Genomic DNA, 16,577 nt, shown 5'->3' on the forward strand with positions numbered 1-16,577 from the left:
AACAAGAAGTGGCAGGGCCCCTCGTTTGAGGGACCTGCCACTTTTCCTATTGCCGGCCGTACATCTTGGTCAGCTTCCGACGCCGGCCGGCCGCACCTCTCCGGCGGGCACAGTTCCCTCCTCGACGGACGCGATGCGTCCGTTCACCGCGAAGTATCCCGCCAGCGCCAGCAGCATGGCAACTCCTGCCAAGGCCCAGAACGCAGCCCCCCAGCCGCCGGTCACATCGTGAAGCAGGGCCACCCCCAAAGGCCCCAGCGAGGCGAGGGCGAAACCCAGGCCCTGGCTCATCGCCGAGAGTTTCCCGGCGGTTTGGGGCCCTGTCGATCGGAGCACCACGAGCGCAATGGCAAGCCCGAATCCCGCGCTCTGGACAACCCCCAGGACACCCACCAGCAGGAACTGCAGCTCGGCCGGGCCCGCCAGCACCCCGAGCAACGCGGCCGCCACGAGCACCCCCAAGCCGGGCGCCATGATCTTGAGAACCGCCGGCCGGCTGGCCAGCACGGGTGCCAGCAGGCTGGCCGGAAGGCCGGCCACGCTGAACCAGGCAAGGAGCGCCGCAGCATCGCCAGCCGTGAGGCCCTTCGACACGAGGAAGACCGTCAGCCACGAAGTAACCGCGAAATACAGCAGCGCCTGGAGACCAAAGAATGCGGTCACCGCCCAGGCAGTTGCCTGCTGCCGCAATGCGCGGGCGGCACGGGGCCGCGCCTCCGGGTCAGCAGTCGAGCTGCCGGGCTCGACGGCACGGGCAGGCGGACAGGACCCCGGCGCCACGGGTCCTGTCCGCATGCCGCCGTGCCGGAGGATCAGTACTGCCCCCAGCACAGCAGGAACAGCCCACAGGGCCAGAGCCCCCGGCAGGCTTCCGCCCAATACGTGCTGCAGCGGCTGGACCAGCCCTGCTCCCAGTGCCGCTCCGAGACCGAAGCCCATGCTGCACAGCCCCGTCCACCAGCCGGTTCCCTGATTGGCCTTGACGATCTGGGGCAACAGCACGCTCGCCGTCATGATGGCCATCCCCGCAAGGAAGGTTCCGGGGAGCATAAGGGCCGGCAGCAGCACGCGGGCCGCCAGTGCAACGGCCAGCATCAGCATCGCAAGAGCGACAGCCCTCCCTGCACCCACGCGCCGTGCGAGCCATGGCCCGCACGGGGCGGAAATCCCAAAAGCAAGCACCGGAAGCGCCGCCAGGAGCGGAATCGTCTGGGGAGCTATCCCGAGCCCCTGTTCCAGCTGGCCCATGGATCCGGCGACGGTCGTAATCGCCGGCCGAAGGTTGATGGAAACGAGGCTCAAGGCAATGAGGGTCCATGCGATCTTTGAAGCCGCAGGCGTCCGGGGCCGCTCCCAGGGCGCTTGGGGGGTTTCTTCCACAGTCGTCTCCTGACAAGTATTTGGTATACCAAGAATACCTTGGGATTAAGGTTCGTGCGCCGGGATACGGATTCTCGTGGCACTGCCTGCGCCCGAAAAGGCCTTTTGGAATACCATCGAGCCCCTGCGGAAGGCGCGCCAGGGGCGACGGCGGTTTCCGCCGTCGCCCCTTCCACGCCACACTGTTTCCTGTTTTCCGGAGGTTCCGCGCCGGATCCGTTACCGCCCGAGAGCCATCTGTCCCAAGGCGGCCGCCGCAATGAAGGATGCACTGTACGTCACGAGGGCGACCACGATGATCTTCCAGCTCAGGGACTTCAGCGCTTTGATGTCCCGCCCGACGGTGAGCCCGATCAGCGTCAGCGCAGGCAGCCCGATGAGAATCACGTCCAGATGTTGGGTCAGCCCGGCGATGAGCCCCGAAGTGGGCAGGGACGGCGCCGAAAGCACCGTTGTGATGGTCAGCACCCACACGCTTGACGGCACCGACGGCAGCAACCGGGCCAGACGGAATGACAGGCCCGTCAGCAGCAGCAGGACGATCACGCCCGCCGCGTCATTCCAGGCGAAGTTCTTTGTCCCGACGACGTTCATGACCAGGGCCGAGGCACCGGCGATGGCAAAGGCGAGAATGGTGATCCGCGGCGTCACCTTGAGCGTGGGATCCACCTCCACTGCGACCGGGGCGGCAGGCTGCGTTGCGCCAGGCAGCTCCGGCTTGCTGCGTGCCCCGCGGGTGGACCTGCCGTCGTCGTCCTTTCCGAAGAGCCGGCTCCAGAAGGTGTAGAGCCGCCGGCACAGCGGCAGGGACAGGAAGACCCCCGCATAGAAGCCAACGATGTTCGTGACGAGGTTGGACAACGCGGCCAGCGCCATGATTTCGCCGGCCTGATCCGGATAGAGCAGAGACAGCGCCCCGACGCCCCCGAGCATCATCGACGCCGAGCCGAGTCCCAGCCCCAGGGCCAGTGCGCGGGGATCGAAGATGTTCAGTCCGCCGAGGAATCCAGCGAGCAGGGAGATGAACACAGCACCAAAGAGGCTGCCGAGCAACCACACGGAGAAGACGCCCCGGTACTCTCCGGAACGGACTCCGAAGCGCTGTATGGCGAAGGCGAGGAAGGATTCGCGGTCGATTGACCACGTGGCTCCGACCGCCACCCGGCCCAACCCCATGGCCACGGCAATCGGCAGCGCCAGTATGACGGTGCCGAAGATGTGCCCTACTTCCTGAAGAAGGATGGCTGGACCAGTCTCAGTGACTTTGGCGAGCGAGGGTCCGATCTGCGTGCCGAGCCGGGCAAGGAAGAGAATGATCCCAATCTCCAGGAGCAGCGTTGCAACGGCCCGGCTTGCCCCGGAGACACGACGGATTCGCTGCGTGCCGAGGATCCCGCCGAGGACCACGGCCCAGATGATGGGGAAGAGGACCACTGGCGCGGGCCCCAGCTGGAACTTGTACGTGCCAATCAGGACGGCCGCCACCGAAACAAGCAGTGACACGGTTACCACCGTCCACCAGTGTCGGCGCGTGATCTGTTGATCCGAGACCGGGGCGGATTGGTTGATGAGCTGGGCTTCTGAGGCCATGGGAGTAACTGTCCTTTGGGGAAAGACCTGCCACCCGTACTAGGCGGTCGCTGGGTCAGGGGAACGTGTCGTGTCAAGCTCACAAACCGGTTTGTATACCAAAATAGAATAGGTCAGGGCCGGCGAGATGTAAATCACTTTCAAAGACTAGTTTTTAGAGGTTCTGAGGAAGGGCGGTCTCCCGAAAACCTCGATGGCCCTTGGCGGTGGTATACCAAAATGAGTATGGTTTGATTTGTGCGGTCCGCTGAGTGGCCGCCCCCATCATCGAATCGGAGGTTGGTTTGCGCACCAAATTCAGCGCGGAATTCGTGCTCGGGCATGAATCCGGTCAGCACGTACTCATCCGCGACGGCGACGTCGTCTTTGAGGACACTCGCATCGTCTATGTCGGACCGAACTACGAGGGTCCGACGGACCAGTCATTCGAACTTGGCCGGTCCCTCATCACACCGGGCCTGATCGATCTCGATGCCCTCACCGACATCGATCACCTGCTGATCGATTCGTGGGCTTCCACGGACCGGGCCAACGGCCTGCAATGGTCCGAAGATTACTTCCACAACCGCCGCGCGGACGTCTTTACAGCGCAGGAACGCCAGACCATCCGGAAATATGCTTTGGTGCAGCTGGCCCTGCACGGCGTTACGACGTATATGCCCATAGCATCCGAGATCCATTCCGCCTGGGCGGAAAGCTTCGAAGAGCTTGCCGGTATGGCCGATGCCTCCCGCCAGATCGGGCTGCGGGGATACCTTGGCCCTGCCTACCGTTCCGGTGTCAATGTTCTCCGTGCTGATGAGGAGCGCGACGTCGCATTCGATGAGGAGCAGGGGCGTGCCGGGCTTGCCGATGCCGTCCGGTTCCTGGACTACGCGGAGGACCTGGCGGACCCCCTGATCAACGGTGTTCTGTTGCCGTGCAGGATTGAAACGCTTACCGCGGAACTTCTGCGCGCAACGGCTGAAATCGCTCGCGAACGGCACGCGCTTGTGCGGTTGCACTGCCTTCAGGGGGCCCTGGAGCGGGAGCTGCTGCAGCGCTGGCACGGGCTGACCCCCCTCCAGCTCCTGAAGCAGACAGGGCTGCTGGCTGAGCGCCTTCTCATCCCGCACGGGATCTTCGTGGACCGCAACCCGCTCGTGGATGGCACCGACCTGGGTGATCTTCAGACTCTGGCGGAGGCCAACATCTCCATCATCCATTGTCCGCTCACGTCCTTCAGATACGGCATGGCCCTCGACTCGTTCGCCGCCTTCCGGGAGGCCGGCGTCAACCTGTGTCTCGGAACGGACTCCTTCCCACCGGACCTCATCCGGGGCATGGACACGGGCGTGCACCTGGCCAAGCTTCTTGACCACAGGCCCGACGCAGCTCCGGCGGAGCACTACTTTGAAGCGGCAACCCTTGGCGGCGCCCGCGCCCTGGACCGCCCGGACCTGGGGAAACTGGAAGCGGGAGCCCAGGCCGACCTCGTTGCGTTCTCCCTTGACGACATCAGGGACGGAGTCCTGGACGACCCGGTTCGAACCCTCCTGCTCAACGGAACAGCCCGGCAGGCCACCCATTCCGTCGTCGCAGGGCGCCTGATCATGAGCGACGGCGTCATCCCGGGCATCGATATCCCGGGCCTGCGAGCGGAGGCCCAACGGCTCTTCGAGAAGATGAAGGAAGCGTACTCGGAGCGCGACAGTGAACACCGAACGCCCGAGCAGCTGTTTCCTCCTACTTTTCCTGAAGCGAGGCAGATCCAGCTGGTCATCGACCAATAGTCTATTTCGCGTGAACTCAACGCCGGTATCCGTTCATCTGTCAGCCATCCGGGACGGGGCACCGTGCCGCGATTCGGACCGGCGGATCACCGGCGGTATTCGGCCCAGATTCCTTCCACGGCCGCGTCACGGGCATGCAACGAGGCCCCGGCCAGGGGCCCTTCTGTGCCGAGATCGCTGACGGTCACCAGTGTTGAGGGATCCAGCAGGTGCGGCACCAGGATGACGCGCAAACGGTCCACAAACGCCGGGCAGTCCACCAGCGGCCCGCTCAGCACGACGGCCGCGGGGTCGCTTAGGGTGGCCGTGTTGCCGATGGCTTCGCCCAGCAGTTCGAGGAAGTCGTCGGCCGCCGGGGAGTCAGGCTGTTCCGTAAAGAGGCCGCGGTAACGGTCCATGTCCAGGGAAAGCCCGCCGGCCGTGGTGATCCCGAGATCGAGCAGACGCTCCATCAGCGTCCGTCCATTCTGCCGCAGATAGGCGATCTCTCCCGCGATGCCGTGTGAGCCGCGGCGCACGTCGCCGCCCATGACGAGGGACGCACCGATGCCGGCACCGACATAGACCATCAGGAAGTCCTCGACGCCGCGCATCGCTCCGGACTCGCGCTCCGCCAGGGCCGCCCAGTTGACGTCGTTGTCAACCCGGACCGGCCCCCGGCAGTCGCCGAGAAAACGTTCGCTCAGGTTCCACTGCCCTTCGGGGAAGGGCGCGTTCGGCAGGCTCAGCACGGCCTGTCCGGCGGCCTCGACGGGGTTGGCCTGGGAGATGCCGGCGGCCAGGCACGGTGTGGAAACATCGCGCCGGTACTCGGCGAACAGGCCGGAGAGGGCGGACTCGAGCTGATCCCGGGTCTGCGGCGTTCCCGACGAGACCTGGTAATCACCCACGACGCTGCCGCGCAGATCAGTGGCGCGGAGCTGGGCGCGGCCGGTGGCCACCGCGACGGCGAGAGCATGTCCGTAGCCGGGGGCGATGTCGTAGATCGCCGCGGTGCGGCCGCGCGGCCCGGCCGACTGGCCCGTCTCACTTATCAGCCCGGCTTCCGTCAGCCGGGTGGCCGCCTCGGAGGCGGTGGGCTTAGACAATCCGGCGGCCGCTGCGATGGCCGCCCGGGAGCTGGGCCCGTTGCGGCGGAGATGTTCGAAGAATCGCCGGTCAGTGACCGTGGCCAATGCCTGCGGCGTCGATGCAGCCGGGGCCAGGGAGTGCGGGGAACGGGTCAAGGCAGGGGTCCTCCGATAGGGGTCTTCCCCATCGTAACGGAGTGCCCTACACTGGAAAAAGGAATTAGTTAGGATTCTTTACTATAGGAGGAATTGCTGTGGAACCGACGCCCGCCACCCCTCAGATCCCGGCCGATCTCCCCGGCGCCGGTGACCGCCGCCGCGAGCTAGGCCTTCGCGAAGTCCGGGGTCACGAGCTCCCAGGGATGTGTCACGGACAGTGCCCTCGGACGGCAGGCTTCCCCCTTACATCGAAGTGCCCGATGCAAGAAACCGCAGTCTAGGAATGACGACAGAAGGAACGATGAAAATGAGCGAACAGGACACAGTCCACCAAGCCCCTCAGGTCCCCGCTGATGTCCCGGGCCAGATCCGCGCCCTCAAACGCGAACTGCGCGACCGGATCGGCGATGTCGAAGGAGTCTTCCGCCGGCTCGAGGACCGCATCCGGGTACAGGTCGAGGAAATCGAGGCCATCCGGGCCCGCGGCGAGGAGGTCTGGCCGGTTATCAGCTTTAGGGACATCGAATCCGGTCAGGTCAGCGAGGCCCAGCTGGCCGCGCTGAAGCGGCGCGGCTGCGCCGTCGTGCGCGGTCACTTCCCGCGCGAGACCGCGCTGGGATGGGACCGGCAGCTCGTGGACTACGTGGAGAGCAATGACTTCGATGCCAAGTACCGCGGCCCGGGCGACGACTTCTTCGGCACCCTGTCCGCCTCCCGCCCGGAGATCTACCCGATCTATTGGTCCCGCCCCCAGATGGAGGCGCGGCAGGACCCGCGGATGGCGGCCGTGCAGTCATTCCTGAACCGCCGCTGGACTTTCGAATCGGAGGGGCGGTCCTGGTTCGACCCTGACCAGGACTCGATGTACCCGGACCGGATCCGCCGCCGCCCGCCGGGCGCCGATTCGAGCGGCCTGGGCCCGCATACCGACTCCGGCGCCCTGGAACGGTGGCTCCTGCCGGCCTACCAGCGGGTGTTCCGGCTCGTGTTCGACGGCGAACCGGAGAAGTACGACCCCTGGGATGCCGCCTACCGCACCGAAGTCGACGAGTACGAGGGCGGATCCACGATGTGCTCGGCCTTCCGCACCTTCCAGGGCTGGACGGCGTTGTCCGACATGAACAACGATCAGGGCGTGCTGCAGACGGTCCCTATCCCCGAAGCGATGGCCTACATCCTGCTTCGTCCGCTGCTGGATGATGTGCCGGAGGACGAGTTGTGCGGCGTCAGCCCACGGCGCGTCCTGCCGATCAGCGAGCAGTGGCACCCTCTGCTGATGCGCGCGCTCTCGTCCATCCCCGACGTACAGGCCGGCGACTCGGTGTGGTGGCATTGCGACGTGATCCACGCCGTCGCCCCCGTGCAGGACCAACAAGGATGGGGCAACGTCATGTACATCCCGGCAGCCCCCCAGTGCGAGAAGAACACCCGGTACGCCGCCGTCGTGGCAGAGGACTTCAAAGCCGGACGCTCACCGCGGGACTTTCCCGAGGAGCACTACGAAACCGACTGGGATAACCGGTTCCCCGAGAACGACCTCAACCCCATCGGCAGGCGGGCGCTCGGGCTAGGCGTTTAGCCGCGCCGCCCGGTCGGCGCCGGCGCACCGGTCCCTAGACCACCGCGCCGGCGCCGACAGGGCCACCAGCCAGCCCCACCGCGACCCACCCACGGAAGGACAGCAGTGCCTGAGATCCAGGACAACAGAACCGGATACCCCGCAGCGGTGCTCTGGGACATGGACGGCACGCTCGTGGACACGGAGCCGTTCTGGATCCAGGCCCGCGCCGATCTCGCCGCCGAATACCACGTGCCCTGGAGCGACGCCGATGCCGCCTTCTTCGTGGGCAAACCCCTGCCGGTGTCCGCGGCCGAGATGCGCAACCGCGGAGTCCCCCTGGCTGGACCGGAGCTCATCGACCGGCTCGTCCACCAGGTCCTGGACACCATCCGCGACCGGATCCCCTGGCGGCCCGGAGCGCAGGAGCTCCTCGCACGCCTCGCTCAGGCCCGGATCCCCTGCGCACTGGTCACCCAGGCGTTCCGGCCGGTCGCCGGATACATCGCCCAAAGCGCCGGTCCCGACGCCTTCCTCAAGGTCGTGGCCGGTGATGACGTCACCCACGGCAAACCGCACCCCGAGGCATACCTCACGGCCGCGGCATCCTTGGGAATCCGCCCCCGAGACTGCCTCGCCATCGAGGACACGGACACCGGGGCGGCCAGCGCCGTGGCCGCCGGCATGACAGTCCTGGTCATCCCACATCTTGCGCCTGTCCCCGACGGCCCGTTCCGGTCAACCCGGGAGACCCTCACCGGGATTACCCTCGATGATCTTCGCCTCCTCCGGCCCGCGCTGCGCCGTTAGCAGCGCCTGACGCTGCGGCCACAGCGTCACCGATTCCAGCGCCGACAACGCCCGGGCCATGCCCTGCGCCTCTGCCGTGAACAGGTGTCCGTGGACGCGCTGGCTGCACAGGCGCATGGCCTGGCCGCGGTCGAGTCCGAACCAGTCCATCACGGTGTCGATGCCGTGCGGGCTGAGCCGCCAGGTCTTGTCCGCGTCCTTGACGATCGCGTCCTCGATCGAGAGCGCCTCGCGCCGGGAGTCGTGGCCGTCGATGATGTCCAGGATGGCCGGCACTTTACCGGCATCGTACCCGGCCGCGGCGAGGATCCCGGCGGCGAGCCGGGCACCCTCCTTTTCGTGCAGCAGCACCAGGTCCGGTCTCCCGCCTCCGGGCGCGATCGCCTGGAGGACTTCCGCCGGCGGCACCTGCGACCAGCCGATATCGTGCAGCATGATCGCGGGAAGGACGACGGCGGCATCCGCTTCCGGGTGCCCATCCAGCAGCGCGCGGGCCAGCCCCACCGCGTAGAGCGTATGGGCGTCGTTGTCGCGCACCGTCAGGAACGGCGCCGCTAGCTCCCAAAGGGCCGACAACTCCGGATCCAGGGCGATCACGCCGTCCGGCTGCGCCTCGATCCCCGCCGAGACGTCAAGGCCGGACATGTTGGCAGCAGGCTGCAGTTTGGTCATCCAGCCAGCGTGCCCGCCCGCGGCACGCAGGGCAAGGGGCCGTTTCCGCTGGGCGGAAACGGCCCCTGTACTCCAAGAAACGAACTAGCCGATCAGCGCCAGGACCGCTCCGGCCGTGACCACTCCACCGGCTTCGGTGCGGACGTCGGTGACGGTCCCGTCCCGGTGCGCGGAAACCTGGGTTTCCATCTTCATGGCTTCAAGGACAACCACCGGGTCCCCGGTCGCAACCTCGCCGCCCGGTTCGACCAGCCACTTCACCACGGTGCCGGCCATGTCGGCACGCAGTTCCCCCGGGTCGGCAGCGGCGGCCGTACCGCCGTCGGACACTACCGCCAAACCGGCAGGTGCCGGGCCTCCGGAGCGTGCCCAGCCGTCCAAGAGGTCGGCCGGAAGCCCGACGGCCAGACGGCGGCCGTCCACCTCGACGGTGATGGTGCGGCGTTCGCCGTCGGGCGCGGTGGTGTTGTAATCGGGATCGGCCGAGATGGAGACACTGTCCGCGAAGTCGGTTTCGATCCAGCGGGTGTGGATGCCCAGCTCGTCCTCGGAGGTGAAGTCCGGGGACGCGAGCACGGCCCGGTGAAAGGGCAGCACGGTGGCGACGCCGGTGATGCGCATCTCGGCGAGGGCGCGGCGGGCGCGGCGCAGAGCCTGCTGGCGGTCCGCTCCCGTGACGATCAGCTTTGCGAGCAGGGAGTCGAACTGCGGCGCCACGAAGGAGCCGGAGCGGACCCCGGTGTCCAGCCGGATGCCCGGGCCGGTGGGGCCGGCGAACTCGCCGATGGTGCCGGGCGAGGGCAGGAAGCCGCGGCCCACGTCCTCGGCGTTGAGCCGGAATTCGAAGGCGTGGCCGCGCGGTGCCGGGTCCTCGGTCAGGCGCAGCGGCTCCCCCGCGGCGATCCGGAACTGTTCCTGGACGAGGTCGATTCCGGTGGTTTCCTCGGTGATGGGGTGCTCCACCTGAAGGCGCGTGTTGACCTCGAGGAACGCCACCGTTCCGTCGGCCGCGACCAGGAATTCCACCGTGCCGGCGCCGGAGTAGCCAGCCTCCCGGCAGACGGCCTTGGCGGCGTCGTAGATCAGCGTGGTCTGCTCCGCGCTGAGGAACGGTGCGGGAGCCTCCTCGAGGAGCTTCTGGTGCCGGCGCTGGAGGGAGCAGTCGCGGGTTCCGACAACGACCACGTTGCCGTGCGCGTCCGCCAGGACCTGCGCCTCGACGTGGCGGGGGCGGTCCAAGTAGCGCTCGACGAAGCACTCTCCGCGGCCGAACGCGGCGATCGCCTCACGGACGGCGGAGTCGAAGGCTTCCTCGACCTCGTCGAGGACCCGGACCACCTTCATGCCGCGTCCGCCGCCGCCGAAGGCGGCCTTGATGGCGATCGGCAGGCCGTGCTGTTCGGCGAAGGCGCGGGCCTCGGCGGCCGTGTCCACGGGACCGTCGCTGCCGGCGACCAGCGGCGCGCCGGCCCGGACCGCGGCGTCGCGGGCCGTGATCTTGTTGCCGAGCAGCCGGATCGCCTCCGGGCTGGGGCCGATCCAGGTCAGCCCGCCGTCCAGGACGGCCTGGGCGAAGTCGGCGTTCTCGGAGAGGAAGCCGTAGCCGGGGTGGACGGCGTCCGCTCCGGACTCGGCGGCCACGGCGAGGAGCTTGGGGATGTTCAGGTAGGTGTCCGCGGGCGAGTTGCCGTTCAGGCTGAAGGCCTCATCCGCGGCGGAGACGTGCAGGGCATCGGCGTCGATGTCGGCGTACACGGCGACGGACGCCAGCTGCGCGTCATCGCAGGCCCGGGCTATGCGGACCGCGATTTCTCCACGGTTGGCGATCAGGACCTTGCGCATCAGTTACTCACTTCTTTTTCGGTGGTGTTGTGTTCGAGGGTGCTGGATTCGGCCCAGCGGAAGCGGATCTTCCCGCCGATGGGGACCTGCGCGGCGAGGTCCAACTGGGAGTCGACCACCACGGCGATCACCGGGTAGCCGCCAGTGATCGGGTGGTCGGCGAGGAACAGAACGGGCAGCCCCTCCGGCGGGATCTGGAGGGCGCCCGCCACGGTGCCTTCGCTGGGCAGCTCGCCTTGACGGGTGCGCTGCAGCGGCGTCCCGTCCAGCCGCATGCCGACGCGGTTGGACTGCGGCTTCACCTCCCACTCCTGGCCGGTGAAAGAGTCCAGAGCGGCCTGGCCGAACCAGTCGGCGCGCGGGCCGGGGACGACGTCGAGGACGGTCACCCCGGTGCCCGGGTAGTCCGGCTGCAGCTCGGGGTGCCCGACGACGCCGGACTCGGCCTCGCCGCCGGCGGCAAGGAGCTGCCCCGCGGTCAGGGGTGCGGGGCCGATTCCGGACATGGTGTCCGTGGAGCGGCTGCCCAGCACCGGGGAGACGCCCACTCCGCCGCGGACAGCGAGGTAGCTGCGGAATCCGCTCTGCGGGGCACCGAGGCTGAGCGTTTCGCCGTCGAGCAGCGCGAAGGGGGTGGCCATCGGCGCGGTGCGGTGCCAGGTCTCCCCGGCGCTGTCCGGCGCCGACTCGATGCTCAGTTCCGCTGGCGCCCCGGTGACGGCGAGGACCTGGTCCCCGGCGGCCTGGACTTTGAGGCCGCCGGCGACGGTCTCGATGGCGGCGGCCGACGGCGCGTTCCCGACGAGGCGGTTGGCCCGGCGCAGCGAGGCCCGGTCCAGCGCTCCGGCGGCGGAGACGCCGAGGCCCGAGTGGCCGTGCCGGCCGAGGTCCTGGACGAGGCTCTGCAGGCCCGGCGACACGATCCGGAGTCCGGCGGTGATGCCCTGCATAACGGCGGGTTCCGGCACGGATCCGGAAATTTCCATGGCGGGCTCCGGGGCCGGCCCGGCGGCGGACTCGGCGGCGGACTCGGCGGCTGGCTCCGCGACTGGCTCAGCGTCCGGCTCTGCTGCAAGCGCGACTGCATCCCGGACGGGGCGGAACTGCACCCGGTGGCCGGGGGCGGCCAGGGCGGGCTGCTCCCGGTCCAGGTCCCACATCCGGGCGTTGGTGCGGCCGATCAGCTGCCAGCCGCCCGGGGAGCGGCGCGGGTACACAGCCGAATAGTTGCCGGCCAGCGCCACGGAGCCCGCAGGGACAGCGGTGCGGGGCGAGCTGCGGCGGGGCACTTCCAGCTGCCCGTTCTCCCCCACCATGTAGCCGAAGCCGGGTGCGAAGCCGGCGAAAGCGACGGTCCAGACCTGGCCGGAATGGGCGGCGATCACGCCCTCGGCTCCCAGACCGGTGAGCCGGCCGACTTCGGCGAGGTCCTCGCCGTCGTACACGGTGTCGATGACCACCAGCTCGCCGCCGCGCTGCGCGGTGGCGGTGAGGTCGAGCTGCAGCAGCCGGGCGGCGATCCGCCGGGCCGAGGCCGGGGAATCGGCTTTGACCAGGACGGTCTCGGCGGCGGCCAGGATGTCCTGCTGGCCCGGCAGCGGCGTCTCGAGGAGGAGTGCCTGCAGGGCAAGGACGTCCTGGGTGCCGGAGAGCTCGGCCAGGACGGCACGGGTGCCCACCGCCCGCACGGAGCGGACCTTGTGAACCGTGCCCTGCTGAACTGCGTCGTTCTGAACTGCCAGGGTTTCCATTGCTGTCTCCATCATCGCCACCGTTTTCCTGAAAGGATCCGCGCCGCTCAGGCGTGGGCTACCTGCAGGAGCCGCTCTTCCTCCTGGGTCTGCGGGTTCCGGCCGATGGCCAGGCCGATCACGGTTACAACGGCGGCAACGGCCAGGTAGCCGGCGATCAGGTACCAGTTGCCGGTCGCGGCGAAGAGTGCGGTGAAGATCAGGGGCGCCACGGCGCCGCCGATCACACCGGCAAGGGTGTAGGCCAGCGAGCTGCCGGCGTAGCGCAGGCGGGCCGGGAACTGCTCGGTGATGAAGGCGGCCTGCGGGCCGTACATGAAGGCGTGAAGCGCCAGCCCGATCACGACGCCGATGGTCAGCATGAGCACGGACTTGCCCTGGATCATGAGGAAGAACAGCGGGATGTACAGGGCGGTTGCGACCGTCGCGATGCCGTAGACGAGGCGGCGGTTGAAGCGGTCCGTGAGGGCACCGGCGGCGGGGATCAGGAACAGCTGGAAGGCGGAGCCGATCAGGATGGCGCCGAGGACGTTGCCGGTGGTCATGCCCAGCTGTTTGGTGGCGTAGAGGGCCACGAACACCGTGAACAGGGAGTAGAGCACGTCGGGGCAGATCCGGGACAGGGCGGCGGCCACGAGGGCGCGGGGTTCTTTGGTGAAGACCTCCTTGATGGGGGCCTTGGGTGCCTCGCCGTGGGCCTGGATGGCCTTGAAGACGGGAGTTTCCTCGAGCTTGAGCCGGATCAGGAGGCCGAAGACCACTAGGAGGGCGGAGGCGAGGAAGGCCACGCGCCAGCCCCAGGAGAGGAAGGCCTCGGTGCTGAGGGTTGCCGCGAGGAGGGCCAGGACGCCGTTGGCCATCAGGTTGCCGGCGGGCGGCCCGATCTGGGCGGCCGAGGACCAGAAGCCGCGCTTCCTGGCATTGCCGAATTCGCTGGAGAGCAGGACGGCCCCGCCCCATTCGCCGCCGACGCCGATACCCTGCGCCAGGCGCAACAGGACCAGGATCGCCGGGGCAGCGACGCCGATGGCCGCGTAGCCGGGCAGCACGCCGATGAGTACGGTGGCGACGCCGATCAGCATGAGGGTGACCACCAGGACATGCTTGCGGCCGATCTTGTCGCCGAGCCGGCCGAAGATCACGCCGCCGATGGGGCGGGCGAGGTAGCCGACCGCGAACGTGGAGAAGGACAGCAGCAGGCCGACCAGCTCATCGCCCACGGGAAAGAAGATCTTCGGGAAGATCAGTGCCGACGCCACCGAGTAGATCGCGAAGTCGTAGTATTCCAGCGACGTGCCGGTGAGGCTCGCGATGTAGGCCTTGATGGCGCCGGGCGGCAGCTTCCTCTTGCTGGCGGCCGGGGTGGCCTGCTGCGGTGTGGTCATGATTTTTCCTCCAGGTGTGCGGGGTGCTGCCTGTTGCGTGGTGTGGGGTCGGGGGGAACCGGGTGGATCCGGTGTGATGCTGAGGTGCTGCGATGCTGTGAGCGTCGTCCCGGACGGGTGCCTTGCCTTCCGGGAGCTGTCCTAGACGAATGCGGCGGTGGTGATTCCGGCGGCGTTGAGCGCCTCGCGGACGGCCGCGGCCATGGTGACGGCTCCCGGGGAGTCTCCGTGCACGCAGATGCTCTCCGCACGGATCTTCAGGATGGAGCCGTCAATCGTGCGGACGGCGGAATCGGTGGCCATCCGGAGGACATGCTCCGTGACCTCCGTGTGGTCGTGCAGGACCGCACCGGGGAGCGTGCGGGAGACGAGCGTGCCGTCCGGGTTGTAAGCCCGGTCGGCGAAGGCTTCAGTGACGGCCCGGAGACCGGCGGCCTCGGCCAGGCGCAGCACCTCCGAGCCCGGGAGGCCCAAGATCGGCAGGTTCGGGTCCACCGATTTCACGGCCTCGACGACGGCGCGCGCCTGCGCGGTGTGCGCCACGATCGCGTTGTAGAGGCCGCCGTGCGGCTTCACGTAGGCCACCTTGCCGCCTTCTGCCGCTGCCAGGGCCTGCAGCGCGCCGATCTGGTAGACGACGTCGTCCGCCAGTTCGCCGGGATCGATGTCCAGGAATCGGCGGCCGAAACCTGCGAGGTCGCGGTAGCCGACGTGCGCTCCGATCATGACGCCTGCAGCAACGGCCTCGCGGCAGGTCAGGCGGATCACGCTGGGGTCGCCGGCGTGGAATCCGCACGCCACGTTGGCGCTGGAGACGGAGCGAAACATCGCCATATCGTCCCCCAGCGTCCACCGCCCGTACGACTCGCCGACGTCGCTGTTCAGGTCGATCGTTCCCATTGTGATCCTCATCTCATGATTGGGCCCCTATCTAGGATGCACCAAAAGTTCGGATTGTTCAACGATTCTTCAATCCAACGATGTGACGATCGTGTAAATTCTGGAGTATGACCAGCTCCGAAGCAGGATCCCGAGTCCTTCCCGCCACGCCTCGAAGCGGGGCGGGCGCCGGCGCCGCGGCGGATAAGAAGCGCGAGGCCGCGGCAGGGGCTGCCCTGGGTGCGGCGGCACGGCTGCGCGTGGCGGTGCCGTCCGTGGCGGACCGCGTAGCGGCTGAACTCCGCCTGCAACTGGCGGAGGGGCTGCTTCTGCCGGGAGCCCGGCTCACGGAATCGACCATCGCGGAGGATCTGGGCGTCTCCCGTAACACCGTCCGCGAGGCTTTCGCTGAACTGGCGGCCGAGCGCTTGGTGGTCCGCCACCCGAACCGGGGCGTCTTCGTGGCCAGCCTGGAGGCCGGGGACATCCACGACGTCTACACGGTGCGCCGCGCCGTCGAGGTGAGCGCAATCCGCGGCGGGGGCAGCCCCGAGCGCGTGGCAGCGATCCGCGCGGCCGTCGAGGAGGGCAAAGCCGCGGCCGCTGCCGGCGACGAAGAGGCCTTGGGCAACGCCAACCAGCACTTCCACGGCGCGATCGTGGCCCTGGCAGAGAGCCGCCGGCTGGACACGATCATGGCCCAGGTCCTGGCCGAGATGCGGCTCTTCTTCCACAAGGCCACTCTGGATGCGCACTTCTACCGGGGTTACCTACCGGACAACGAGGAAATTTGCGCGGCCCTGGAAGCCGGCGACCTGGACCGTGCCGGGGACCTGTTGCTGGCCTACCTGGACCGTTCCGAGGAGCGCCAGGCCGCCGTCCACGGGGACTGAGCGGCCGGTCAGGACAGCCCGGCGACGCTCAGTCGGCCCTGCGACGCGCAATATTCCTACCGACACCTGGATTCCGGCATCGGTGGAAACTTTGGGTGTCGTCGGAAAATCTCCGCGTCATGGACCCGGTCAGGGCATTCAGTCGGTGGCGCCGGTTAGCCTCACGCCCGCGGTCAGGACAGGCACTCGTCCACGATCTTGCCGGCAACGCCGCCGATGACCGTACCCAGTCCGGCCCCGGCCGGCCCGCCGAGGATGCCGCCGATCGCGGCTCCGGCCCCCGCGAGTGTCTCCTGCCAGTTGCCCCCGGACTTCTTGTAGACCACGGTGGTTCCGCCGCCGCTGTCGGTGCCGTCCGTGGCCACGTAGGAGCCGGCCGACGCCGACGCGAACGCCAGCGCTACGGGGCTGGCGCCGGGCTTCAGGAGCATTTCGTCGTAGGTTTTCCGGACCTCGTGGTACGCGGCAGATGCGTCCTTCTTCCCGGATGTGGCAGCGAATCCTTCGTCACAGATCCCGGCCGGTACCGGCAGTTCGGATTCGGTGATCAGGCCCATTTCCAGGAGCTTGTCGAGGATGATTTTGTGGCCGCCAGCCGGTCACCTTTGGCCTCCCGCATGATGCGCTCAGTTTCCCGGGCCACCGCGCTTTGCCGGTCTTCTACGCCGACCCCCACCGCCGGAGCCTTGTGCCAGGGCCGATTTTCCAAGGGCTGCTTGTCCATCATTGTGCCGCACCTCCATTAAATACGGTCTTGCAGATTCGCACAGGTTACGCCCGCGGGATTCCCTCCGGTTGACCTTTCCGTAATCGCGG

The 16,577-nt window shown here is 68.0% G+C and carries 14 protein-coding genes; 4 read left to right on the forward strand and 10 right to left on the reverse strand.

The annotated features are described in order from the left end of the window. Positions 1 to 69 precede the first annotated feature (69 nt). Together ACVWZ7_RS10970 and ACVWZ7_RS10975 are read right to left on the reverse strand one after the other, a co-directional pair. Positions 70 to 1,380, reverse strand: a complete 1,311-nt coding sequence (locus tag ACVWZ7_RS10970) for an MFS transporter (protein ID WP_456507862.1) — start codon at positions 1,378 to 1,380, stop codon at positions 70 to 72. Between the two features lie 219 nt (positions 1,381 to 1,599). Continuing rightward, the gene (locus ACVWZ7_RS10975) at positions 1,600 to 2,970 is read right to left on the reverse strand and encodes a DUF3100 domain-containing protein (RefSeq protein WP_456507863.1); all 1,371 of its coding nucleotides are present in this window, start codon (positions 2,968 to 2,970) and stop codon (positions 1,600 to 1,602) included. Between the two features lie 251 nt (positions 2,971 to 3,221). Here ACVWZ7_RS10975 and ACVWZ7_RS10980 point away from each other — a divergent pair, with 251 nt between their 5' ends. Next, entirely contained in the window at positions 3,222 to 4,742 is a 1,521-nt protein-coding gene (locus ACVWZ7_RS10980; RefSeq protein WP_456507864.1) for a chlorohydrolase family protein, read from the forward strand. 86 nt (positions 4,743 to 4,828) lie between these two features. On the opposite strand, the gene ACVWZ7_RS10985 is transcribed toward ACVWZ7_RS10980, so the two are convergent. After that, positions 4,829 to 5,968, reverse strand: coding sequence for an ROK family protein (locus ACVWZ7_RS10985; protein ID WP_456507865.1), 1,140 nt, complete (start codon positions 5,966 to 5,968; stop codon positions 4,829 to 4,831). A 310-nt stretch (positions 5,969 to 6,278) separates the two neighbouring features. Here ACVWZ7_RS10985 and ACVWZ7_RS10990 point away from each other — a divergent pair, with 310 nt between their 5' ends. After that, positions 6,279 to 7,550, forward strand: coding sequence for a DUF1479 domain-containing protein (locus ACVWZ7_RS10990; RefSeq protein WP_344365085.1), 1,272 nt, complete (start codon positions 6,279 to 6,281; stop codon positions 7,548 to 7,550). Positions 7,551 to 7,655: 105 nt separating this feature from the next. Then, complete coding sequence (locus ACVWZ7_RS10995; RefSeq protein WP_456507866.1) at positions 7,656 to 8,339, forward strand: HAD family hydrolase; 684 nt, start codon at positions 7,656 to 7,658, stop codon at positions 8,337 to 8,339. On the opposite strand, the gene ACVWZ7_RS11000 is transcribed toward ACVWZ7_RS10995, so the two are convergent. The 5 genes from ACVWZ7_RS11000 to ACVWZ7_RS11020 form a co-directional block, all read right to left on the reverse strand. After that, positions 8,268 to 9,011, reverse strand: a complete 744-nt coding sequence (locus ACVWZ7_RS11000; protein WP_344365079.1) for an HD domain-containing protein — start codon at positions 9,009 to 9,011, stop codon at positions 8,268 to 8,270. The two genes, ACVWZ7_RS10995 and ACVWZ7_RS11000, sit on opposite strands and share 72 nt — an antisense overlap. Positions 9,012 to 9,095: 84 nt before the next feature. Then, positions 9,096 to 10,853, reverse strand: coding sequence for an acetyl/propionyl/methylcrotonyl-CoA carboxylase subunit alpha (locus ACVWZ7_RS11005; protein ID WP_456507867.1), 1,758 nt, complete (start codon positions 10,851 to 10,853; stop codon positions 9,096 to 9,098). Then, positions 10,853 to 12,604, reverse strand: coding sequence for a 5-oxoprolinase subunit B/C family protein (locus tag ACVWZ7_RS11010; RefSeq protein WP_456507868.1), 1,752 nt, complete (start codon positions 12,602 to 12,604; stop codon positions 10,853 to 10,855). Before ACVWZ7_RS11010 ends, ACVWZ7_RS11005 begins: the two co-directional genes overlap by 1 nt. A gap of 47 nt (positions 12,605 to 12,651) precedes the next feature. Then, positions 12,652 to 13,989 carry an MFS transporter gene (locus ACVWZ7_RS11015; RefSeq protein WP_456507869.1) on the reverse strand — a complete coding sequence of 446 codons (1,338 nt, stop codon included), beginning with the start codon at positions 13,987 to 13,989 and terminating at the stop codon, positions 12,652 to 12,654. A 141-nt stretch (positions 13,990 to 14,130) separates the two neighbouring features. Beyond that, positions 14,131 to 14,889, reverse strand: coding sequence for a LamB/YcsF family protein (locus ACVWZ7_RS11020; RefSeq protein WP_116766375.1), 759 nt, complete (start codon positions 14,887 to 14,889; stop codon positions 14,131 to 14,133). A gap of 107 nt (positions 14,890 to 14,996) precedes the next feature. Between ACVWZ7_RS11020 and ACVWZ7_RS11025 the strand changes: the two genes are divergently transcribed. Beyond that, positions 14,997 to 15,761, forward strand: coding sequence for a GntR family transcriptional regulator (locus ACVWZ7_RS11025; protein WP_344365067.1), 765 nt, complete (start codon positions 14,997 to 14,999; stop codon positions 15,759 to 15,761). Positions 15,762 to 15,934: 173 nt separating this feature from the next. Here ACVWZ7_RS11025 and ACVWZ7_RS11030 read toward each other — a convergent pair whose 3' ends face one another. Both ACVWZ7_RS11030 and ACVWZ7_RS11035 read right to left on the reverse strand, forming a co-directional pair. Further along, positions 15,935 to 16,318, reverse strand: a complete 384-nt coding sequence (locus tag ACVWZ7_RS11030) for a hypothetical protein (RefSeq protein ID WP_456507870.1) — start codon at positions 16,316 to 16,318, stop codon at positions 15,935 to 15,937. Then, the gene (locus ACVWZ7_RS11035) at positions 16,309 to 16,488 is read right to left on the reverse strand and encodes a hypothetical protein (RefSeq protein WP_344365062.1); all 180 of its coding nucleotides are present in this window, start codon (positions 16,486 to 16,488) and stop codon (positions 16,309 to 16,311) included. The genes ACVWZ7_RS11030 and ACVWZ7_RS11035 overlap by 10 nt, the downstream gene beginning before the upstream one ends. Between the last annotated feature and the right edge of the window lie 89 nt (positions 16,489 to 16,577).

Source organism: Arthrobacter sp. TE12232, assembly GCF_054062615.1.

Bases quoted from the DNA above. Each gene is read 5' to 3' on its own strand.
- ACVWZ7_RS11010 (WP_456507868.1), bottom strand. From the start codon at position 12,604: ATGGAAACCCTGGCAGTTCAGAACGACGCAGTTCAGCAGGGCACGGTT.
- ACVWZ7_RS10990 (WP_344365085.1), top strand. From the start codon at position 6,279: ATGAGCGAACAGGACACAGTCCACCAAGCCCCTCAGGTCCCCGCTGAT.
- ACVWZ7_RS11025 (WP_344365067.1), top strand. From the start codon at position 14,997: ATGACCAGCTCCGAAGCAGGATCCCGAGTCCTTCCCGCCACGCCTCGA.
- ACVWZ7_RS11015 (WP_456507869.1), bottom strand. From the start codon at position 13,989: ATGACCACACCGCAGCAGGCCACCCCGGCCGCCAGCAAGAGGAAGCTG.
- ACVWZ7_RS11005 (WP_456507867.1), bottom strand. From the start codon at position 10,853: ATGCGCAAGGTCCTGATCGCCAACCGTGGAGAAATCGCGGTCCGCATA.
- ACVWZ7_RS11000 (WP_344365079.1), bottom strand. From the start codon at position 9,011: ATGACCAAACTGCAGCCTGCTGCCAACATGTCCGGCCTTGACGTCTCG.
- ACVWZ7_RS10975 (WP_456507863.1), bottom strand. From the start codon at position 2,970: ATGGCCTCAGAAGCCCAGCTCATCAACCAATCCGCCCCGGTCTCGGAT.
- ACVWZ7_RS11030 (WP_456507870.1), bottom strand. From the start codon at position 16,318: ATGGGCCTGATCACCGAATCCGAACTGCCGGTACCGGCCGGGATCTGT.
- ACVWZ7_RS11020 (WP_116766375.1), bottom strand. From the start codon at position 14,889: ATGGGAACGATCGACCTGAACAGCGACGTCGGCGAGTCGTACGGGCGG.
- ACVWZ7_RS11035 (WP_344365062.1), bottom strand. From the start codon at position 16,488: ATGATGGACAAGCAGCCCTTGGAAAATCGGCCCTGGCACAAGGCTCCG.